Source organism: Nonlabens sp. MB-3u-79, from assembly GCF_002831625.1.
In the GTDB taxonomy this organism is placed as follows: domain Bacteria; phylum Bacteroidota; class Bacteroidia; order Flavobacteriales; family Flavobacteriaceae; genus Nonlabens.
This window is the reverse complement of sequence record NZ_CP025116.1, coordinates 1694474-1713775: the sequence shown is the minus strand read 5'-3', so window position 1 is coordinate 1713775 and position 19302 is coordinate 1694474. Positions and strand designations below refer to the sequence as shown.

The window sequence follows — 19302 nt, the reverse complement described above, 5'->3', positions numbered from 1 at the left end:
CCCTGATTAATAGGTGTTTACTCTAATAAAAGCAGATAAAGCCCTTAAATGAGAATAATTCTCGTTTATTTAACGTAAATTTATGAAAAACCTATTAAACAACTGTTCACCAACCAAAACATAAACCAAGGAAAATTAGATCTACCTCAAATAATGGAATAGGTAAATAAATATCACCTTCAAATGATGGATAAAAATTTTTTTGAGGCGTTTCTTATAAATTGGATATTACCAGTTTTTGTTGTTTTATTGATCGCTCTTACCATAAGCTTGATCTATTACCGGCTGAGATTTGCATATATTTCTTTTCAAAAGAAAAGATTCCTTCCTAAAATATCTGACGCTCTTACTGAATTGACCTTTTCTGGATATCAAGGAGAAGTTTTACAAGCAGAAGTCACAAAATTTAAATCAGCGTTTCCATATCGTAAAAAATGGTTCCGTAAGTTGGTGCTTTCCTCGCTAATTGATTTAAGCCTTACTTTAAAAGGCAACCTCATCTATCAAATACGTGATATTTATATAGCCTTTGAGCTACATAAATACAGTGCTCAGCTGCTTAAAAGTTGGTTTTGGCATACCAAATGCAACGGGATGTATCATTTTCAGTCGTTCCATTTTGTCGATAGTTTAAAATACATAAGACCTCTTCTAACATCTAAAAATAAAGTCCTGCGTTCCAATGCTTTTGTGGCATACCTCTATCTAACTACAAAGCCTTTTGATATTTTAATAGACTATCCATTTTTCTTATCTAGAGTAAATGAGTATAAGGTACTTGATGTTATTTATATGAAAAAAGAACCTATGCCAAACAACATTGACAAGTATTTGGAAAGCACAAATGAATCTGTTATTATTCTTGGTTTAAAAGTGATGGTCTTTTATAACTATACAGGGGCAGAAGCAACAATTTTACACTTGATCAACCATCGACATTACAGAATAAGAGAAGAGGCTATCCATGCCGTTAGAGAACTATTTTTTACTGATGCTGAAGAACTTTTACTAAAACAATTTTATAGGGAAGATCAATTATTAAAAATAGAAATATTAAAATCACTAACTGTTATTGGTGGTGAATCTACCCTTAGTTTTATTATAAAAAATCTAACCTTAAAAAGCTTAGGTAAGGGTGTAAAGATGGAGTTGTTAAAATGCCTAAAGGCAATTGACCCTTCCTATTACAACACCAACTTTATGCTTGATATAGAAATCGATAAGATGAAATTACATTTAAATACTACCTATCTATGAGAGCCTTATATGATTTCTTAGTAAATTTTCAGGACTCGTATAATAATTGGTTCATGGTTGTCTATGCTTCCCTTTACGTAATATTTTATTTAGTTTTTGCTTTTCTTTCCTATTATGCCATCCGGAAGTATGTGTTGACGAAACACTACATTAATGAAGATGTTCTATTAAAATCCAATCAAGCGCTTGGTGTATCCATAGTAGCTCCTGCCTTTAACGAAAGTACTACTATTGTTTATAACGTTAAAAGCTTGATATCTCTTTCCTACCCCAAATATGAAGTGATCATCATTAATGACGGCAGTACTGACGATACTTTAGAAAAATTAATTGAGGAGTTCGACTTAGTCAAGGTTCCGTTTTATTATCAAGAACATATTAAGACCGCTCCAGTAAGGGGTCATTATAAATCAAAAAAAACAATATACTCTAAACTTTTGGTGGTCGATAAAGAAAATCGAAAATCAAAAGCTGATGGCTCCAATGCTGGGATCAACTCTTCACAATACCCGTTTTTTGTATGTACAGATGTAGACTCTATTTTAAACCCCAACACCATAGTAAAACTTATCAAACCTTTTATTGAAAGTAAAACTAAGGTGATCGCATCAGGAGCAGCTATAAGAAGTTCTAACTCTTGCACATTTGACGAAGGTTTTTTAGTACAGGTTCATTTTCCAACAAAATGGTATCCCATGTTTCAGGAACTAGAATATGTGCGTTCCTTTCTGTTTGGCAGAATGGCATGGAGTCAGGTAAACGCCTTAATATTAGTTTCAGGAGGATTAGGTATGTTTGACAAAGAAGTGGCTATTAAAGCTGGAGGATATACTCATAATTCGTTTGCAGAAGACATGGACTTGATTATTAGAATGCGAAAAGTGATGTATGATGAAGAAATAAAATTTAAAATCACCTACATACCGGAGTCTTTGTGTTGGACAGAAGTACCTCCTAATCTAAGTATTTTAATGCGACAGCGCGTGCGATGGGCAAGAGGATTGATACAAACACTTCTGGTTCATAAAAATATGTTCTTCCATCCTAAGTACGGCAACACGGGTTGGTTTGCGCTCCCCTATTTTTTCTTATTTGAGTTTTTGACACCTATTATTGAAACTTTTGGTTTGTTCCTGATCATTTCATCATTGACTTTATCTTATTTTTATGGCGACTTCATCTATTCTGATTTTTTGATGTGGCCCCTTCTTTTCGTTTATTTGTTTTATATTAACATTACGATTATTTCAATTTTACTGGATGAATTGTTATACAAAAGCTACGCAAATATCAGTGAGATTCTAAAGTTAATTGGAATGGCCTTAATTGAACCATTTTTTTATCACCCCATATTAGTTGTTGCTGCGTTAAAAGGATATTGGCGATTTTTTATAAAGAAAGAAGCAATATGGGGAGTCATGGTTAGAAAAGGCTTTAAGCTTATTGAAAAATAAAATCAGTTCTATGAAGATTAGCGGTAGTATTCCTTTTTCGATAAATACAGTAGCCTTCATTTGCGTGTGCTTTTTAGGGTTTCAATTATCTCCTGCACAACAAATAAATACGGATAGCTTGCTCATCAAAGCTTATGAATCCTTAAAAGAAAAAAAATATGAGTTGGCTTTTAAACAAGCCCACCTGGGAAAGAAAATAAGTCCTGATTATCTAGACTTCCAATTATTAATAGGTCGTATTCACCAAATTACTAGTCAACAAGATAGCGCAAGACTTTACTTCAAAAAGGTCTTAGCTAAAAACACCGCTTATGAAGAAGCCTTTTTATATTTAATCAATCTTGAATTAAAAACAGAAAATTATGAACCGGCAGAAATTCTTATAAATGATGCCATAACTATTCATCCAAAAAATCAAACTTTCCCATTGAAGAAGCTACATGTCTATCAGTTAAAAGAGGATGTTAATAAAGAGCGTGAATATTTAGAAGAGCTTACACTGATGTATCCAAAAAACGCTAGCCTAACTCAGCGCCTGTTTTGGTTAAACTCTAGATTTAACAGCAATAGGATAGGCGTTCAATACAGACTTACCAATTTTGATCGCTCCGGTGTCGGTCCATGGCACCTGGGGACCATCCAATACATTGGCGAGCGCCCATGGGGATCCTTTTTAGGTCGTGTGAACTATACCCAAAGACGTTCCAATGACTCCTTTTTGATAGATGGAGTTCAGTTGGAAGGTCAATCTTACTTCTTTACTGGAGATAAGAGTTATGCAAATGTTTCTATTGGTTACTCTGAAGATTTGGTTTTTCCAAAATGGAGACTTGGTGCAACTTACTTCCAAGCCTTACCTATGGGTTGGGAAATGGACTTAGGAATGAGATACACGTATGTGGTACAAAATGATATTCCTGCTGCAACATTAGGAGTTGGAAAGTATTTTGGATCCTACTGGATGCATTTTAGATCTTTTTTTCAACAACAGAAGAAAAATATATACCCGGCATTTACGTTAACGTCTAGGTATTACTACCATACACGCTTTGATTATATCAATTCAATTCTTGGATATGGTACCTCGCCAGATGAACGAATACTTTTAGGAGATCTGAATCAACGTATCGAACTCGATTCCTACAGAGTAGGATTAGGCTATTACAGACAATTTGGAAAACATTTCCTTATAGGAGTTCAAGGAGTTTATAATTACCAAGAATACAGTAAAAATAAATGGCAAAATGAATACGAGACTTTTTTAATGATTCATTACAGACTCTAAGATCTATTTTTATAAAAAACAGATTTTAATCGATTAAATATGTATTTTCAACATTAATAAGCTATAAAAGTTGGTTTATTCTATATATTTACATGAATACAGAATCGTTAAATGGTGCCGCATATCGTTATATCTGCCCTAAAGTTAACTAAGTTATGATTCAGACAATCAAAATCCTTGTAGTAGAAGATAATCTACTCACCTTAAAAATCTATAATTTCATTCTTAAGAAAGAAGGCTACGTAGTTTATAATGCCGTAGATGGAATGGATGCTATAGAACTTATAAACGAGATACAACCAGACCTGCTAATAACAGACGTGATATTACCCCTTAAATCAGGCTTAGAAGTAACCAGTTATTGTAAAAATAATTTTCCTCATATACCTATTATTGTCATATCTGGATTGGGGGAAGAAGAAGGAACGGTTACTAAGGCTTTTAATCTTGGAGCAGATGATTTTATTGCCAAGCCCTTTAATCCAAATGAATTATTATTAAGAGTGAGTAGATTATTGATCTACAAAAAGACGAATATCGTCTAGTCCCATATGCCACTTTCTAAAAAGACAAGTCACTATTTGATCTTTTTATTCTGTCTTGAAAGTTAAGCAGCAATCTCTAATAGCTGTTAGTATAGTTTAAGCCCTCTCTACTTAGCTTTTGTTGGGGTTAAACCCAAAAAAGTAATCTTAAAGAATCCTTGTCCCTAATTTATGGAAGATATTTACGGGTTTATAATTTACCAGACACAAGCCTTTTAAACAGTTTTGAAATAGAAATTGTCCTGTCTAAATAAGTACTCCATGCTATTCGTTTCTGTATACAGATTCCTTTTATAAAAAAGAGTTAAAACAACCTATGACTAATATCAATGCTGTTTAGAAGAGATTGGTTGTAGAATGAATTAAATTTATACCAAACTATACCTCATGAACAACATTATCATACCAGTAGACTTTTCAAAATATTCTGAATATGCTTTAGAGATAGGTGCCTTGCTTGCTAAAAAGCACAACGCAACCCTACATGTGCTGCACATGCTCGAATTATCGGACTCGCTGATTACTAACTCTGATAGTGACAATAAAAATGAAATGATGTTTCTACTAGCTCTTTCTCAAAAGAAATTTAAACCTTTTCTTGATAAAGATTACTTGGAGGGAGTTCAAGTAAATGCCATGATAAAACATCATAAGGTATATAAAGAAGTAGATGAATTAGCCCAAGATGTAAATGCAGACCTTATTATTATGGGCTCACATGGACTGATGGCGCACGAAGGTATTTTTACTGGATCCAATGCTGAAAAAATGGTTAGAAACAGCAGTACTCCAGTACTAACTGTAAAATCAAGGCCAGAAAACTTTAGCCTTAATAATGTGGTTTTTGCAACAGACCTAGCAGATGAAAGCGTGGCAGCGTATAAAAAAGCTGTTGGTGTATTTTCTACGCTAGGAAGTAAGTTACATGTTGTGTATGTCAATAGACCTCATACTGACTTTATCAGCTCCAAAGAATTTAAAGAAATGACAACCCAATTTGCCGCTGCTGGTGGTACCGATCAGGTGGAATTTATTTCTGGCTATACGGTTGAAGACGGTTTGTTACAATATGCAGAGGAGACTCATGCCGATTGTATAGCGGTAAGCACACACGCTAGAAAAGGACTTTCACACTTCTTTAGAGGAAGCATCTCTGAAGATCTAGCTAACCACTCCTTACTACCGGTGATGAGTTTTAAAATCTAAAAAACAGCCTTTCATCACTCATTTATAGCAGCTTATAACAACTGGCTAAAACAAAGGGAAGAAACCTCTTTAGTTCATCCAGATAAAATTGAAAGCATCACCTTAAAAAGGAATCCAGACGCTTTTTATATCCTATAATAAAACCCTTTTAATCAAATGATTTTAAGGGTTTTTTATTCTAATTCAATTTACAACAATCACAGCAAGACATTTATGTAACATTTACTAGGCTGGTTTTAAAAACCATCGCCATTTTTGTACATTAGGTTTTCTATTCATTTGGTTTTTGAAAAAGTAGAAAAGGGCTGCCCCTTTCTATATTCTGATAAATAGATCCATGTGCTTATTGTGACTTTTACAACCGTCCATGAAGTGTGATTTACTAATTTTGAGAACAAGTCTATTCTTGTAATGGTCACGCTATAGCAACTGAAATAAAACTTAATGATACCTTTGTGCAACCTCAAATAATTTCTTTGACGGATTAGCTCCATACTGAATTGGTCCAATACCATTTAAACCAACAAAAAATGAATAAACTAAAGTTTTTACTACTGCTTATTATAGCAACAAGTATTATAAATTGTGCTGATCAACCAACTAAAGACAACACTGTAAAACATCAAGGTGCCTTAAAAAACATGATGTCAGGAAATTTAGAAGCAACGATGTCTCTAGATTCATTACAACTATTGCCTCATCTTTATGCTCTAGGTGCTTTAGAAGATCTCAAAGGCGAGATTCAGGTGTTTGACGGGGTATCTTATGTAAGTAAATCGACTACAAATAATAAGGTGGAAATAGATTCAAGTTTTAATCACAAAGCGGCATTGTTAGTCTATGCCCAAATTCCAGAATGGAACGATGGGGTGGCACTGAAACCCTTTTCTAATAACGCTGCACTGGAAAAACAAATCAAAGAAGCCGCACTCAAAAATGGATTAGATGTAGACCAAGCATTTCCGTTTTTATTAAAAGGAAATGCGATATCTTTAGACTGGCACGTGATCAACTGGCCAGAAGGGGACCAAGTGCACAATCATAAAAAGCACCAAGAAACTGGATCAAATGGCATTTTAAAAAAGAAAAATGTCGAGATTATAGGCTTCTATTCTGAAAAGCATCAAGCGATTTATACGCACCATACCACATTCTTGCACATGCATTTTAAAACAGATAAAGAACGTCCCATCGCCGGTCATATAGATCAGCTTATAGGTGTAGATATGGAACTTTATCTACCTAAGAACTAATGAAACATACCTATCAAATATCTGGAATGACCTGTAATGGTTGCCGCAGCGATGTGGAGAAAAGACTCAACGCTATTCCTGGGGTTAAAGAAGCCATGGTGACTTTAGAAAATGAGCAAGCTGTTATCCTTATGGCATACCACATAAGCATTAAAACCTTTCAAGAAGCGCTGCCTAAAAAGTACGTAATAACAGCAATGACAAAACCAGAGGTGGTTGATTCCAGTTTGGGTTCCAGCTCGACTATAAAAATGGAGAAGTCCAAATGGAAACAACTACTGCCCCTTTTGCTTATATTAAGTTACTTGACAGTTGCAACAGTAATGCTCAACTATCAAAGAGAAAACTGGGACGAAGCCATGCTGGACTTTATGGGCTTGTTCTTTATCGTTTTTAGCTTTTTTAAAATGCTGGATATAAAAGGTTTTTCAACAAGTTTTGCCATGTATGATCCATTAGCTAAGATGACTTCAGTTTATGGATGGGTGTATCCTTTCCTAGAAACGGCACTTGGACTGATGTTTTTGATGCGATTTGAAATAGACATAGCACTCATTGCTACCTTGATCCTATTAGGCATCACTACAATTGGCGTAACTAAAACACTACTAGATAAAAAATCTATTTCATGCGCCTGTTTGGGGACAGCTCTTAAATTACCCATGACAGAGGCAACTTTTATTGAGAATGCCATCATGATGATCATGGCCATCTTTATGTTATTTCAGGAGTTCTAGAGACCTATTTTACGACTCATTGTACCACTTTCTATTTTCTTTCTAAACAGGAATTTATAGGAGGTCTCGCTTTCGCGAAAGCGAAATCATTACGGACTATTTACACCAATTTGTTTTTTAAATGACATATTAAAAAATAAACTAATTTTATGAGGCATTTGAAAGATAAATTGGTGTTACTCCTTATTTCTTTCTCTAAGCCTTTTGTAAAGCTTAAAAAGGAGCATCAAGATTACAACAAAAACTAAAAGCCCCACCAGACCGTAAATCCAATTGATCGCACTCTTAACAATTACTAAAAAAACTACTGCAAACAAAATAAGGGTCGCACCTTCATTATAGATGCGCATAGCGTTAGAGGTCCATTTAACAACATCCTTTTGTAATTCCTTTTGTATAAAATGAGTTTTAATATGATAGATAATGAGTAGCACCACAAAGCCTAATTTAACCTGCATCCAAGCAGCTTGTAACCAGTACGGATTTAAAATAAGCAACCAGACAGCAAAAACTGTGGTAAGAACAGCACTGGGCCACGTAATGATATACCACAACCTACTCGTCATGATCTTCAATTGTTGAAGTAAGATGCTTTTTTCAGGCTCTGGCTTTGCATGTGCCTCGATCTGATACACAAATAATCTAGGGATATAAAACAGTCCCGCAAACCAAGTAACAACAAAAATGAGGTGTAAGGATTTTACATAAGGATAAAAGTCAATTTCCATAAACGCGGTAACGTAAAGCATAAGCATTGTGTGAATCCACAAATTTAGGCATTAAATAACAAGATGATACACCTGATTTTCTTTATTAAAAAACCTGAATACAGCCATTAAATAGTCTGTGAATACGGTAGAAACTTTCTTTATTTTATCAATATAAGAAGAAGCCTGTTGGAACTAAGTAAGATTACCAATAGCTCCCTTACTCACCATCTGACTAATAAACGGTACTATTGCATACTCAACTATAAGTTATGGAATTAGGTACAGAAACATTAGATCTAGTAGGTTATGCGGCAAGCGCAGTCGTACTGTTTTCTTTCTTTATGAAAAACATCATTACCCTGCGCATGGTAAATTCCATTGGTTGTGGATTATTTCTACTCTACGGGTTTCTATTTATCACACCTAATCTGCCTATCATTGTGACCAATGCAGGCATTTTAATAGTAAATGGGTATTACTTGTTTTTAAAAAAAGAAGAGAAGCACAACCCCGTAAAAGAGGAACAATTAAAGTAGGTTATAAAACAACGTCTCCAAGTTTAAAAAACACCAGTATTTGTGATTAAAACTAAACAACAAAGCCCTCCATTAAATGGAGGGCTTTGTTGTTGTAACTCAAAATACAGCTGCTTTTAACTATAAAAATCAACAGCCCCAGTAGCAATATTGTACATTGCCCCTACTATTTTAATATCTCCATCCTCTTCTAGCTCCATTAAAACTGGACTTTCTTTGCGTATTCTATCGATAGTAAGCTCTACGTTTTTTGCAGAAACAGCATCGACAAAATCTAAATTTTTAGAATTGCGTAAGGCTTCTTCTTTAGGTTCGTTCACTGCGTATACCGCAGGTTCAATCTTCTGAATAAGCTTGGTAAGATTTCCTAACCTCGCATGATCACAAGCTCCTTTTATAGCACCACAACTGGTATGCCCTAAAACCACTACAAGCCGGGTGCCTGCAAGCTTACACCCAAACTCCATACTTCCTAAAATATCTTCATTTACAAAATTACCAGCAATACGAACGCTAAAGATATCTCCTAGACCTTGATCAAAAACCAACTCTGCTGATACACGAGAATCTATGCAACTAAGAATGGTTGCAAAAGGAAACTGACCATCACGGGTATCGTTTATTTGTTGTAATAAATTACGGTTTGCTTTTAAGTTATTTTGAAACCGCTGGTTGCCTTCAGTTAAAAACTGCAACGCCTTTTCAGGTGTCATGGTTGCTTGTGATTCTTTAGTATGTACTTTCATTTAATTTCCTTTAAAATTTAACTTTACTTTTTAGATCTCAATTTGAAGAATTCTGAAAAACTCTCTGGGTTCTCTTCCATTCCTAGTTCAGAAATTAACAAGATATTGATTTCTCTATTCCTTGCTTTTTCTCTAAAATCATCTAGTATCTCAATCACATCGTAATCTAAATAATTGGTATTAGTAACATCCAGCTCAAGGTAAGTATTCCTTGGCAAGCTATCTAATTCTTTAAGAATAGTGGCCTTATTGAAAAAGGTGACTTCTTCTGCAAGGATCATTATAACTTTGTGCTCCCCTGTTTCATCACTTTCAGTGGCATGAAGGAAATGAGAGTTTTGATAACTTTGAAAAAGTGTGATCACAATTCCTATAGCTAGACCTACCCCTACCCCTAGTAAAAAGTTAATTTGCAACAATAAAACCGTGACAACAAAAGGAGTAAACTGTCGCCAACCTGCTGTCCACATTTCTTTAAAAACACTAGGTTTTGCCAGCTTATAACCCACTATAAGTAAAATGGCTGCAAGCACCGACAACGGTATTTTATTCATTAACGCTGGAATGATAATGACAGACCCCAATAATAAAAAACCATGTAAAATAGTACTCATCTTTGTCTTTCCACCAGACTGAATATTTGCACTACTCCTCACAATTACCTGAGTAATAGGCAAACCACCTATAAAACCAGAAACCATATTACCGGTTCCTTGTGCTATCAGCTCTTTATTGGTAGGTGAAACTCTTTTTAAAGGGTCTAATTTATCTGTAGCCTCAACAGATAACAGTGTTTCTAAAGATGCCACTAAAGCAATCGTAAATGCAGTGATAAGAACATCTACATTACCTATATGACTAAAATCAGGAAATCTAAATTGACCTACAAAAGAATCAAAGTTCTCTGGAATAGGAACGTTTACTAAATGTTCATTAGAAATATTCCAATAGGATAAATCACTGGTAAAAACATAATAGATAATTCCTACCGCAACCGCTACTAATGGACCTTGAATAACTTCAAATATTTTAGATTTACCACTGAGAACATTGCTCCATAAAAGTAAAATAGCCAGTGCGATAACACCTATCAACGTAGCTCCTGGACTGATGTATTCTCCTATGCTTAAAATCTCACTAAAGGTCGTTTCTCCATCTACCTGAAAATAATCCATATCCCCTTCTGGATCATTGTCCAATCCAAAAAAGTGCGGGATTTGCTTTAAAAAGATAATAATACCTATACCGGTGAGCATCCCTTTGATAACCGAAGAAGGAAAATAATACCCTATAATCCCCAACTTTAAGAGGCCGAAAACTACTTGAATCGCGCCACCTACCACCACAGCCACTAAAAAGATTTCAAAACTACCTAAATCGGTGATAGCAGTAGCTACTATGGCAGCGAGGCCAGCAGCTGGACCACTTACTCCTAATTGAGAACCACTTAAAGCTCCCACTACTATACCACCTATTATCCCAGAAATAAGTCCTGCAAATGGTGGTGCGCCACTAGCTAATGCGATACCTAAACACAAGGGTAAGGCGACAAAAAAAACAACAATACTGGCTGGTATGTCTTTTTTAAAATTTTTAAACGGATTTGAAGAATGCATAAATTAGAATGTTGTCCCGTAAACTACGGGAGCAGTAAGAATCGATTTGACGTGCAAATCAATACTTTGATGAATAAAATTTGAATTTGGTCTCGAGTTGCTTTTAAGAAACTAATTCAGGAGGCGGAATCAATATCTCCTGAGAGCAATCAGACCATAGATGGGGAGTGAAATGAAGCAAATGAACTTGAACAAAAGCGCCATTTTTGGATTCAAAAAAGAATAACTCTGTAATGGTTTTTTCATTTTCTAGTTCGGTATCTGTGTATTCTTCTAGATCAGAAGATGCATCAATTTCAGCCTCCAAAATAGATACCTCATATTCCATATTTAAACAAACTTCAACAACAGGCTGGCCTAAAAATAAAGCAGCAACAAACAAAACAATTATGTTCCCTATTAAGTTATGATTTACTAGAAAGTTTTTCAATTGAATTGCCGCTTATGGTATATATAAACAAATATAATGATTACCATAAATGAATCTTATAGATGAAGAACTTTTTTATATAAACTTTAATTTCAATAAGCTCCACAAAAAAAGATCACTCCGTTAGAAGTGATCTTTTTGAATAGGTAAAACTATAGGTGTAAGCCTTATTCTGTAGGAATCGGAATACCTAATTCTAAAGCTACAGCCTTGCTGATATTAGTTTCTTCTGTCGCATAAGTTACAGCGCTAATATCTAATATGATCTTGTATCCTTTAGCAAGAGCGACTTTTTTAATAGCCTCGTTGAGTTTCTGAGAAAGAGGAGTCAACAATTTATTTTGCTTTTCCCCCAGTTTTAACTCAGCCAGTTTTTTGCTGTTCATCAATTCATTCTGTAATGCAGTAGCCTGAGACTTGTAGATTTCATATTCTTCATTAAAAGCTACTTCATCTGTCGAAGTCTTATTTAATTCTTGAACCTTAGCTTGAAGAAGTGCAATCTTTTCTTTTACATTGTTCTCTGCCTTCTGATCATCAGCTTTTAATGAAGCTGCTAGTTTGCTTATTTCCTGTTGAGCTGTTTGAAATTCTGGCATGGATTGTAAAAGAGCTTCAGAAGCTACATAACCCGTTTGTGCCATTGCTGTTCCTGCTGCAAGGAATAATACTAAAAGTAATTTTTTCATTTTCTCTTTAAATTAAGGTGTGCAATATAGTTAAGTCCATTTAGATTTTCGGGCTTAACACACCTCCACTTTTCAACTATTGGACCACTTTTGCCCCGTTTAGTGTTAATTAGTGTTATAAATGCTTTTTATCTCGCTTTCGCGAAAGCGGAATCCTACTTATTGATATAACTATTAAGGCAATCCCCAGGGATTATAAATTACCCCCTAAAGACCTTTGTGATGATTTCAAGAGAAACAGCTCTATCTTAAACCGTCTGCCTATCGTTAGAAAATCGTTAAAGTTTCCCGTAAATCACTTTATGATATTATATTCATACTTTAAACCAACTAATATGAAAAAGACTTTATTTTTTATCGCTTTATGTTGTAGCATAATCGCCACAGCTCAATACGATATTGTTTACAATCTAGAAAAAGATGGAATTTATCCACAAAATCTAGTGGTTACTAGTGAGCAAAAGCAAGTTGTCAACGGCCAGCCTCAAGATATTACCACTATCATTTCTACAGAGTCTGATTATATTGTAACAGATATTAAGGATGGTATTTATTCCATCGATATCATTGTTAAAAAGATGTCCAATACCACTAAAACTGTGATGGGAACTGAAACCATGTCTTCTAATGGAGCTTCTTCTAACCCCATGAATCAGATGTTTAAAAATATGATCAAAGACCCTATTAAAATCACCATGAATACTAAAGGAGAACTATTAAGTTTTGACAATAGCGCACAGCTTACAGGATTAACAGAGGGTATGAAATTGCCAGAAATGCAATTGCTGCAGATTGAAGGGGCTATGAAAAAAGAAATGAGTGCTGAAAAGCAAATAGATAGCTACAGTAAAATCACTCAAATATTACCGACAAAAGAAATCCATATTGGTGATTCTTGGGAACAGGTTACTACTGTTAACTCTATAGCTACTTTTAAATCTACCACCACCTATAACTTAGAAGGTGTGACCGAGGAGTCGTATATGATCAACTCTTCTGCTATGGTTACAACGCCAGAAAACGCCACTACCGATTTAATGGGGATGAAAGCAAAGTATGACTTATACGGTCCATCAAAAGCTACTTATACTATTGATAAGAAAACAGGTTGGATCAAAAAGGCCAGTTTTGAGCAAAGTCTCGAAGGAACAGTATTGATTGAGAAATCTGAAACGATTCCTCAAGAAGTAAAAATAACCATGAGCTCTACCACCACAACGCTTATTGAGTAAGCACTTCATACCTTTAAAAAAGCCGTTTAAGAAGAGTTTCTTAAACGGCTTTTTTATACTTATTTCTTATGGCGCCTGTTAGCTCCCTTATCACCTCGAGTTTTAGGTTTTTTATACTTTGCTGCTATTATACGACGGTAACTACCGCCTTCATTAGTCTTAGAGTTTTTCTCACTTCTATCGTGAAAAGCAGCACCTCGCTCGTCTTCGATTGCTTTATGCGGATTAAAGATCTCGCGCACTACAGGTTTCTCTTCAGGAGTTTTTTGCTTGGAAACCTCTACTTCTTCAGGAAAATCTAGTTCAGGAATCTTATAATTCATGAGTTCCTCTATTCTTTCTTTATCATCCTTTTCTTTCTCTGTATAAAACAGAATAGACCTACCCATTTCTTCAGCACGACCCGTTCTTCCTATACGGTGCATGTAGTTTTCTGGAAATGCTGGCACATCTAGATTGATAACATGAGAGATTTTATCCAGATCCAGACCACGAGCCATAACATCTGTAGAAACTAGAATACGGCTTTCACCCGTATCAAAAAGCTCAATGGATCGCAATCTATAATTTTGTGTCTTGTTGGAGTGAATGACAGAAATCTCACCGCCGTAATGTGGACTCATGACTTCTTGAAGTCTATCGGCACTTTTTTTGTTTCCTACAAAAACCAGCACTTTATGAAACTGCTCTTGATCACTTACTAAGTGCATGAGCAAATTTGCTTTGGTGTAGAAGTTCTCTACTGCATAGCAAGATTGTTCTATATTTTCTAATCGCGTACCAGAAACAGCAATGGAAATCTTATCTGGATTATAAAAGTAAGCTTTTATAAAATCTTCTATTTGATCTGTCATTGTTGCTGAGAACATGATGTTCTGACGTCGCTTAGGCAAATGATCAAAAATATTAGTCAGCTGAAATCTAAAACCTAGATCCAGCATCACGTCTACCTCATCAATCACTACCTTTTTACAGTTCTTAAAATTGACCGTCTGACTCACGATAAGGTCATATAATCGTCCTGGAGTAGCTACAAGCACATCAACACCTTCTGCATAGGCTCTCTTTTGAGTATTGATATTGACACCTCCGTATATTCCCAACACATTCAATTTCATGTACTTAGAATACTCTCTAATGTTTTCTGTCACTTGCACTACCAGCTCTCTGGTAGGAACAAGAACTAAAACTCTAGGGTCGTTTATCTGAGCATATTTTAACTCGTGTAGCAATGGCAACATGTATCCCAAAGTTTTACCAGTTCCTGTTTGCGCGATTCCTATCATATCACGTCCAGAAAGGATGACTGGAAAAGCCTCCTCTTGAATAGGTGTCATGGTCTCAAAACCCAATTCCTCTAGCCCGTTTTGTAAGGGTGTTTTGAGGTTTAGATCAACAAAGGTTTTCATAATTGAACATTTTTGCAAAGATACGTTTTTATGATGATCATTATTAGGACGACAGATTTGATAACGACAGACAAAAGGCAAAAGACATCAAATCGTTTTTGCTGCGCAAAATATCTAGATCTAATTAACGACAACCTACTTGTTGACGTCTGCTCTAAAGCTTCCATTGAAATCTAAAAAATCAAATTTAGATTTAAACACCATGCACCTTTATCGTGGAAAGCTTATCATTTGGAAGGATACCTGAAATGAATAACCGCAGAAAATGTATGTATTCCGTCAAAAATTGTCGCTCTTTTATGGTCGACAAGTTTCACCCCTTAAGGACATTAAATCGTCGGTTTTCATACCTTATAAAAACTGGAAGCTTATTATTCGTAGAACCTACATTCACAGCAACTTAAAATCAAAACCTAAGTTAAATAAGTCATTGATAGGCATTCCTAATGCTCAGTTGGCAGGCATAGAAAAACCCTTAGTATTGAAAGCTGGGCAATGGAACTATTAATACTATAAAATCACCGAAAACACCTCACTAAAAAGTATCTTTGCAGCATGCATTTAAGAAACATACACAGGTACGGTTACGACTTTCAAAAACTAATAGCTACGCATCCAGAATTAGGGAATCATCTTGTTGAAAGCCCTTCTGGCGCTACAACTATTGATTTTAGTGATGCGACTTCTATTTTGGAATTCAACACCGCCTTATTAAAACACCATTATAAAATCAAATACTGGAAACTTCCAGAAGGATCTCTTTACCCACCTATTCCTGGTCGTGCAGATTATATACACCATTTGGCAGATCTTGTTGGAAAAGGTGGTAAAAATGGTTTGGACATAGGTTGTGGCGCAAGCGCTATCTATCCTATTTTAGGAAATTCGATTTACGACTGGAAAATGGTAGGTTGTGATGTAGAGGATGAAAGTGTCGCTTTTGCGAAAAAAAACACCTCCAAAATTGACCCGATAGAAATACGTCATCAGATCGATAAAGGCAATATCTTTAAAGGAGTCATCCTGGAAGGCGAAAGCTATGACTTCACCATGTGCAACCCGCCTTTTTATGGAAGCGAAGAAGAAGCTGTAAAAGCCAATATGTCCAAACAGAGAAAGCTAGGCACTTATGAAGAGCGACGCAACTTTGCTGGTCATGCACATGAACTTTGGTGTAACGGTGGAGAAGCCCTTTTCATCAAGCGCATGATTAAAGAATCGGTTGCATATAAAGGCCAAGTAGGATGGTTTACTTGTTTGCTTTCGCGTAAGCAAAACCTAAAAAAACCAATAAAGCAATTGGAAAAACTTCAAGCAGAAGTGAAAGTTATAGAAATGGCCACAGGTAATAAAGAGTCCAGATTTGTAGCATGGAGGTTTAAAAGTTAGAAAAGATTGAAGAAGAGAAATGGACGATAAGACAATTCAAAATTTACGAGAAGCACTGGAGTTTTCTCCAGACAATATCCCTTTGAGATTGCATCTTGCAGAATCCCTGCGACTGGCAAACATGCTGGAGGAAGCCGAGGAAGAATACGAGATTATTTTACAATACAAAGCAGAGCCTAAAGCAAGAATTGGACTGGCGCTTATTTCTTATAAACAGAAAAACTATTCTAAGGCAATTGTGATCTTAGAAAGCCTGATCCAAGAAGGAAATAAGGATCTGGACACGCATTTATTTTATACGAGGTCTTTAGTGCGATCTAATGACAAGGCACAAGCTATAGATGCTTATCAAGATTTATTAAAATACCATCCTGGATTTAGTGATGATGAACTGGATAAAGAATTGAGAATGCCTTCTAATGGCGCTGGAGATTACGACGACGACGACGATTACGATGATGATTATGACGACGGTTTTGATGAATCCAGTGTTTTTATAGAAAAGCCAGAAATCAGTTTTAAGGATGTAGGAGGCATGGAAAATGTCAAGCGAGAGATAGACCTTAAAATTGTGCAACCCTTACTCCATCCAGAAATTTATAAAGCCTACGGTAAGAAAATAGGTGGTGGAATTCTACTTTACGGACCTCCAGGGTGCGGTAAAACCTATATTGCAAAAGCAACTGCTGGACAAATTAATGCCAAATTTATATCCTTAAACCTCAACGATATTCTGGATATGTGGATTGGTAATTCAGAGAAAAACCTACACCGTATTTTTGAAGTAGCGAGAAACAACACCCCTTGTGTTCTTTTTATTGACGAGATCGATGCGCTAGGCGCCAGCCGTAGTGATATGAAACAAAGCGCTGGAAAAAACCTGATCAATCAGTTTTTACAAGAGCTGGACGGTATTTCTAACGATAACGAAGGCTTATTAGTTTTAGGAGCCACTAACATGCCCTGGCATCTGGATACGGCCTTCCGTCGTCCTGGAAGATTTGACCGCATCCTTTTTGTACCGCCACCAGATGCTCCAGCACGAGAAGCTATTTTTGATCTCAAGCTAGAAGAAAAACCCACTAAAGATATAGATACGCAAGCGCTAGCAAAAAAAGCATTGGAATACTCTGGTGCTGATATAGAAGCCGTAATCGATATCGCTATAGAAAATAAACTGGAAGATGCCATCAAGTCTGGTATACCTCAACCCTTGACGACTAAAGACCTTTTAAGATCCTTAAAACAACACAAACCCAGCACTAAAGAATGGTTTGTCACTGCAAAAAACTTTGCTGTCTATGCAAATGAATCTGGGCTGTATGATGATATACTTCATTACTTAAAAATCAAAAAGTAATGACAGAAGCTTTATACGAAAGGGCCTATTTGCTCTATCAACAAAGAAGATATTCTCAGTCAGAAGATATCCTTAACCAAGCGCTGACTCAAGACCCCAACGACATTTCTTGTTTGCATCTTCTTGCAGAGGTCAACCTTGCTCAAGACGACCCTAAAAAGGCAAAACATTTTATTGATATCGCAATAGGACTCTCTCCATCCATGGCACAATTGTACGCTACTAAAGCGCGAGTTATGCTGGATGTAGAACGTTATGATGAAGCTGAGGAATTACTTAAAGAAGCTATAAGCCTCAATGCTCAAGAACCTCAAAATTATGCGATGCTGGCTCATGTTTCGCTTTCGCGAAAGCGGTATAAAGAAGCAGAGCAACTCGCTGAAAAAGCATTATCTCTAGATCCAGCTAACCTGCTGGCACTCAATGTAAAAAGTACATCACAACTCAAACAGAATAAAAGAGCAGCCTCAGAAGAAACTTTAAAAGGTGCCTTGGGAGAAAATCCAGAAGATTCTTATACGCATACCAATTACGGTTGGAACAAACTAGAAATAGGAGATCACAAAGCAGCTCTAGAACATTTTAAGGAAGCCTTGAGGTACGATCCTAACAATTCTTATGCTCAAGCCGGGATGATGCAAGCCTTGCAAGCCCGATATTTTGTTTACAGATGGTTCTTAAAATATCAATTTTGGCTGGGAAATATGGGTGCCAAATACCAGTGGTTTTTTATCATAGGATTTTATTTAGGAACTCGAGCCATAAGCTATGCAGCAGAAACAGTTCCCGCATTAGAACCTTTTCTAACTCCTGTAGTAGTTCTTTTGGCTTTAATTGCACTGAGCACGTGGGTTATCGGCCCTGTGTCTCAATTGCTTTTCAGTTTTAATACATATGCCAAGTTCCTTTTGAGTACAAAAGAAAAACAAGCTGTTATTTTTACGGCTGTTTGTATCCTCGTCTCTTTATCAGGAGTGACAGGATACCTGCTCTTAGACGATTTTAGATTCTTAATGCTCGCTATAGCTGGACTTATTTTAATGATTCCGTGGAGTATGTTTTATATGGAAACTAAACCTGCATTAATGATGCCGCTCGCTGCTGGAATCATGACCCTGATCGCAGGAATTGCGCTTTACATTAGCTTTACTACAGAAGATGTTATGAATGTTTTTGTGACTGCCTTTTTGATCAGCTTCTTTGCTTTTCAATGGTTTGCAAATGCCGTGAGTATTAAAAGAAGTAATATTTGATGATTAGATGATTAGATGATTAGATGATTAGATGATTAGATGATTAGATGATTAGATGATTAGATGATTAGATGATTAGATGATTAGATGATTAGATGATTAGATGATTAGATGATTAGATGATTAGATGATTAGATGATTAGATGATTAGATGATTAGATGATTAGATGAAATTAAATTTTCGGAAATAAAGTA

The 19302-nt window shown here is 35.8% G+C and carries 18 protein-coding genes; 12 read left to right on the top strand and 6 right to left on the bottom strand.

Going from position 1 to position 19302, the window contains the following annotated elements; genetic code table 11:
• The first annotated feature begins 183 nt into the window (after window positions 1-183).
• The 7 genes from CW736_RS07630 (at window position 184) to CW736_RS07600 (ending at window position 7737) form a co-directional block, all read left to right on the top strand.
• The gene (locus CW736_RS07630; RefSeq protein ID WP_157810902.1) at window positions 184-1257 is read left to right on the top strand and encodes a HEAT repeat domain-containing protein; all 1074 of its coding nucleotides are present in this window, start codon (window positions 184-186) and stop codon (window positions 1255-1257) included.
• A gap of 131 nt (window positions 1258-1388) precedes the next feature.
• A complete protein-coding gene (locus CW736_RS07625) occupies window positions 1389-2711 on the top strand; it encodes a glycosyltransferase family 2 protein (RefSeq protein WP_232735313.1) in 1323 nt (440 codons plus the stop codon).
• Between the two features lie 10 nt (window positions 2712-2721).
• Window positions 2722-3996, top strand: a complete 1275-nt coding sequence (locus CW736_RS07620; RefSeq protein WP_157810901.1) for a YaiO family outer membrane beta-barrel protein — start codon at window positions 2722-2724, stop codon at window positions 3994-3996.
• A 155-nt stretch (window positions 3997-4151) separates the two neighbouring features.
• Entirely contained in the window at window positions 4152-4541 is a 390-nt protein-coding gene (locus CW736_RS07615; protein WP_101013390.1) for a response regulator transcription factor, read from the top strand.
• 387 nt (window positions 4542-4928) lie between these two features.
• Window positions 4929-5747, top strand: a complete 819-nt coding sequence (locus tag CW736_RS07610) for a universal stress protein (RefSeq protein ID WP_101013389.1) — start codon at window positions 4929-4931, stop codon at window positions 5745-5747.
• Window positions 5748-6277: 530 nt separating this feature from the next.
• Window positions 6278-7000, top strand: a complete 723-nt coding sequence (locus tag CW736_RS07605) for a decarboxylase (RefSeq protein WP_101013388.1) — start codon at window positions 6278-6280, stop codon at window positions 6998-7000.
• A complete protein-coding gene (locus tag CW736_RS07600; RefSeq protein ID WP_101013387.1) occupies window positions 7000-7737 on the top strand; it encodes a heavy-metal-associated domain-containing protein in 738 nt (245 codons plus the stop codon). The genes CW736_RS07605 and CW736_RS07600 overlap by 1 nt, the downstream gene beginning before the upstream one ends.
• 176 nt (window positions 7738-7913) lie before the next feature.
• Here CW736_RS07600 and CW736_RS07595 read toward each other — a convergent pair whose 3' ends face one another.
• Entirely contained in the window at window positions 7914-8486 is a 573-nt protein-coding gene (locus CW736_RS07595; protein ID WP_232735312.1) for a CopD family protein, read from the bottom strand.
• Window positions 8487-8716: 230 nt separating this feature from the next.
• On the opposite strand from CW736_RS07595, the gene CW736_RS07590 reads away from it, so the two are divergent.
• Window positions 8717-8983, top strand: coding sequence for a uroporphyrinogen decarboxylase (locus CW736_RS07590; protein ID WP_101013386.1), 267 nt, complete (start codon window positions 8717-8719; stop codon window positions 8981-8983).
• Window positions 8984-9099: 116 nt separating this feature from the next.
• On the opposite strand, the gene CW736_RS07585 is transcribed toward CW736_RS07590, so the two are convergent.
• The 4 genes from CW736_RS07585 to CW736_RS07570 form a co-directional block, all read right to left on the bottom strand.
• Complete coding sequence (locus CW736_RS07585; protein ID WP_101013385.1) at window positions 9100-9729, bottom strand: carbonic anhydrase family protein; 630 nt, start codon at window positions 9727-9729, stop codon at window positions 9100-9102.
• Between the two features lie 23 nt (window positions 9730-9752).
• A complete protein-coding gene (locus CW736_RS07580; protein ID WP_101013384.1) occupies window positions 9753-11345 on the bottom strand; it encodes a SulP family inorganic anion transporter in 1593 nt (530 codons plus the stop codon).
• A gap of 103 nt (window positions 11346-11448) precedes the next feature.
• Window positions 11449-11775, bottom strand: coding sequence for a hypothetical protein (locus CW736_RS07575; RefSeq protein ID WP_101013383.1), 327 nt, complete (start codon window positions 11773-11775; stop codon window positions 11449-11451).
• Between the two features lie 167 nt (window positions 11776-11942).
• A complete protein-coding gene (locus tag CW736_RS07570; RefSeq protein WP_101013382.1) occupies window positions 11943-12464 on the bottom strand; it encodes an OmpH family outer membrane protein in 522 nt (173 codons plus the stop codon).
• 335 nt (window positions 12465-12799) lie between these two features.
• On the opposite strand from CW736_RS07570, the gene CW736_RS07565 reads away from it, so the two are divergent.
• The gene (locus tag CW736_RS07565) at window positions 12800-13696 is read left to right on the top strand and encodes a DUF6263 family protein (protein WP_101013381.1); all 897 of its coding nucleotides are present in this window, start codon (window positions 12800-12802) and stop codon (window positions 13694-13696) included.
• A 59-nt stretch (window positions 13697-13755) separates the two neighbouring features.
• Here the strand turns inward: CW736_RS07565 and CW736_RS07560 are convergent, their stop codons facing one another.
• A complete protein-coding gene (locus tag CW736_RS07560) occupies window positions 13756-15105 on the bottom strand; it encodes a DEAD/DEAH box helicase (RefSeq protein WP_101013380.1) in 1350 nt (449 codons plus the stop codon).
• A 555-nt stretch (window positions 15106-15660) separates the two neighbouring features.
• Between CW736_RS07560 and rlmF the strand changes: the two genes are divergently transcribed.
• Genes rlmF through CW736_RS07545 form a run of 3 tightly spaced genes read left to right on the top strand, consistent with a single transcriptional unit; the run spans window position 15661 to window position 19107 of the window.
• Window positions 15661-16494 carry a 23S rRNA (adenine(1618)-N(6))-methyltransferase RlmF gene (gene rlmF, locus CW736_RS07555; RefSeq protein WP_101013379.1) on the top strand — a complete coding sequence of 278 codons (834 nt, stop codon included), beginning with the start codon at window positions 15661-15663 and terminating at the stop codon, window positions 16492-16494.
• 19 nt (window positions 16495-16513) lie between these two features.
• Window positions 16514-17854, top strand: a complete 1341-nt coding sequence (locus CW736_RS07550; protein WP_101013378.1) for an ATP-binding protein — start codon at window positions 16514-16516, stop codon at window positions 17852-17854.
• Window positions 17854-19107, top strand: coding sequence for a tetratricopeptide repeat protein (locus CW736_RS07545; RefSeq protein ID WP_101013377.1), 1254 nt, complete (start codon window positions 17854-17856; stop codon window positions 19105-19107). Before CW736_RS07550 ends, CW736_RS07545 begins: the two co-directional genes overlap by 1 nt.
• The last annotated feature ends 195 nt before the right edge of the window (window positions 19108-19302 follow it).

Excerpts from the sequence above, each read along its gene's own strand:
- CW736_RS07630 (WP_157810902.1), top strand. The coding sequence starts at position 184 with ATGATGGATAAAAATTTTTTTGAGGCGTTTCTTATAAATTGGATATTA.
- CW736_RS07620 (WP_157810901.1), top strand. The coding sequence starts at position 2,722 with ATGAAGATTAGCGGTAGTATTCCTTTTTCGATAAATACAGTAGCCTTC.
- CW736_RS07615 (WP_101013390.1), top strand. The coding sequence starts at position 4,152 with ATGATTCAGACAATCAAAATCCTTGTAGTAGAAGATAATCTACTCACC.
- CW736_RS07610 (WP_101013389.1), top strand. The coding sequence starts at position 4,929 with ATGAACAACATTATCATACCAGTAGACTTTTCAAAATATTCTGAATAT.
- CW736_RS07605 (WP_101013388.1), top strand. The coding sequence starts at position 6,278 with ATGAATAAACTAAAGTTTTTACTACTGCTTATTATAGCAACAAGTATT.
- CW736_RS07600 (WP_101013387.1), top strand. The coding sequence starts at position 7,000 with ATGAAACATACCTATCAAATATCTGGAATGACCTGTAATGGTTGCCGC.
- CW736_RS07595 (WP_232735312.1), bottom strand. The coding sequence starts at position 8,486 with ATGCTTTACGTTACCGCGTTTATGGAAATTGACTTTTATCCTTATGTA.
- CW736_RS07590 (WP_101013386.1), top strand. The coding sequence starts at position 8,717 with ATGGAATTAGGTACAGAAACATTAGATCTAGTAGGTTATGCGGCAAGC.
- CW736_RS07585 (WP_101013385.1), bottom strand. The coding sequence starts at position 9,729 with ATGAAAGTACATACTAAAGAATCACAAGCAACCATGACACCTGAAAAG.
- CW736_RS07580 (WP_101013384.1), bottom strand. The coding sequence starts at position 11,345 with ATGCATTCTTCAAATCCGTTTAAAAATTTTAAAAAAGACATACCAGCC.
- CW736_RS07570 (WP_101013382.1), bottom strand. The coding sequence starts at position 12,464 with ATGAAAAAATTACTTTTAGTATTATTCCTTGCAGCAGGAACAGCAATG.
- CW736_RS07565 (WP_101013381.1), top strand. The coding sequence starts at position 12,800 with ATGAAAAAGACTTTATTTTTTATCGCTTTATGTTGTAGCATAATCGCC.
- CW736_RS07560 (WP_101013380.1), bottom strand. The coding sequence starts at position 15,105 with ATGAAAACCTTTGTTGATCTAAACCTCAAAACACCCTTACAAAACGGG.
- rlmF (WP_101013379.1), top strand. The coding sequence starts at position 15,661 with ATGCATTTAAGAAACATACACAGGTACGGTTACGACTTTCAAAAACTA.
- CW736_RS07550 (WP_101013378.1), top strand. The coding sequence starts at position 16,514 with ATGGACGATAAGACAATTCAAAATTTACGAGAAGCACTGGAGTTTTCT.
- CW736_RS07545 (WP_101013377.1), top strand. The coding sequence starts at position 17,854 with ATGACAGAAGCTTTATACGAAAGGGCCTATTTGCTCTATCAACAAAGA.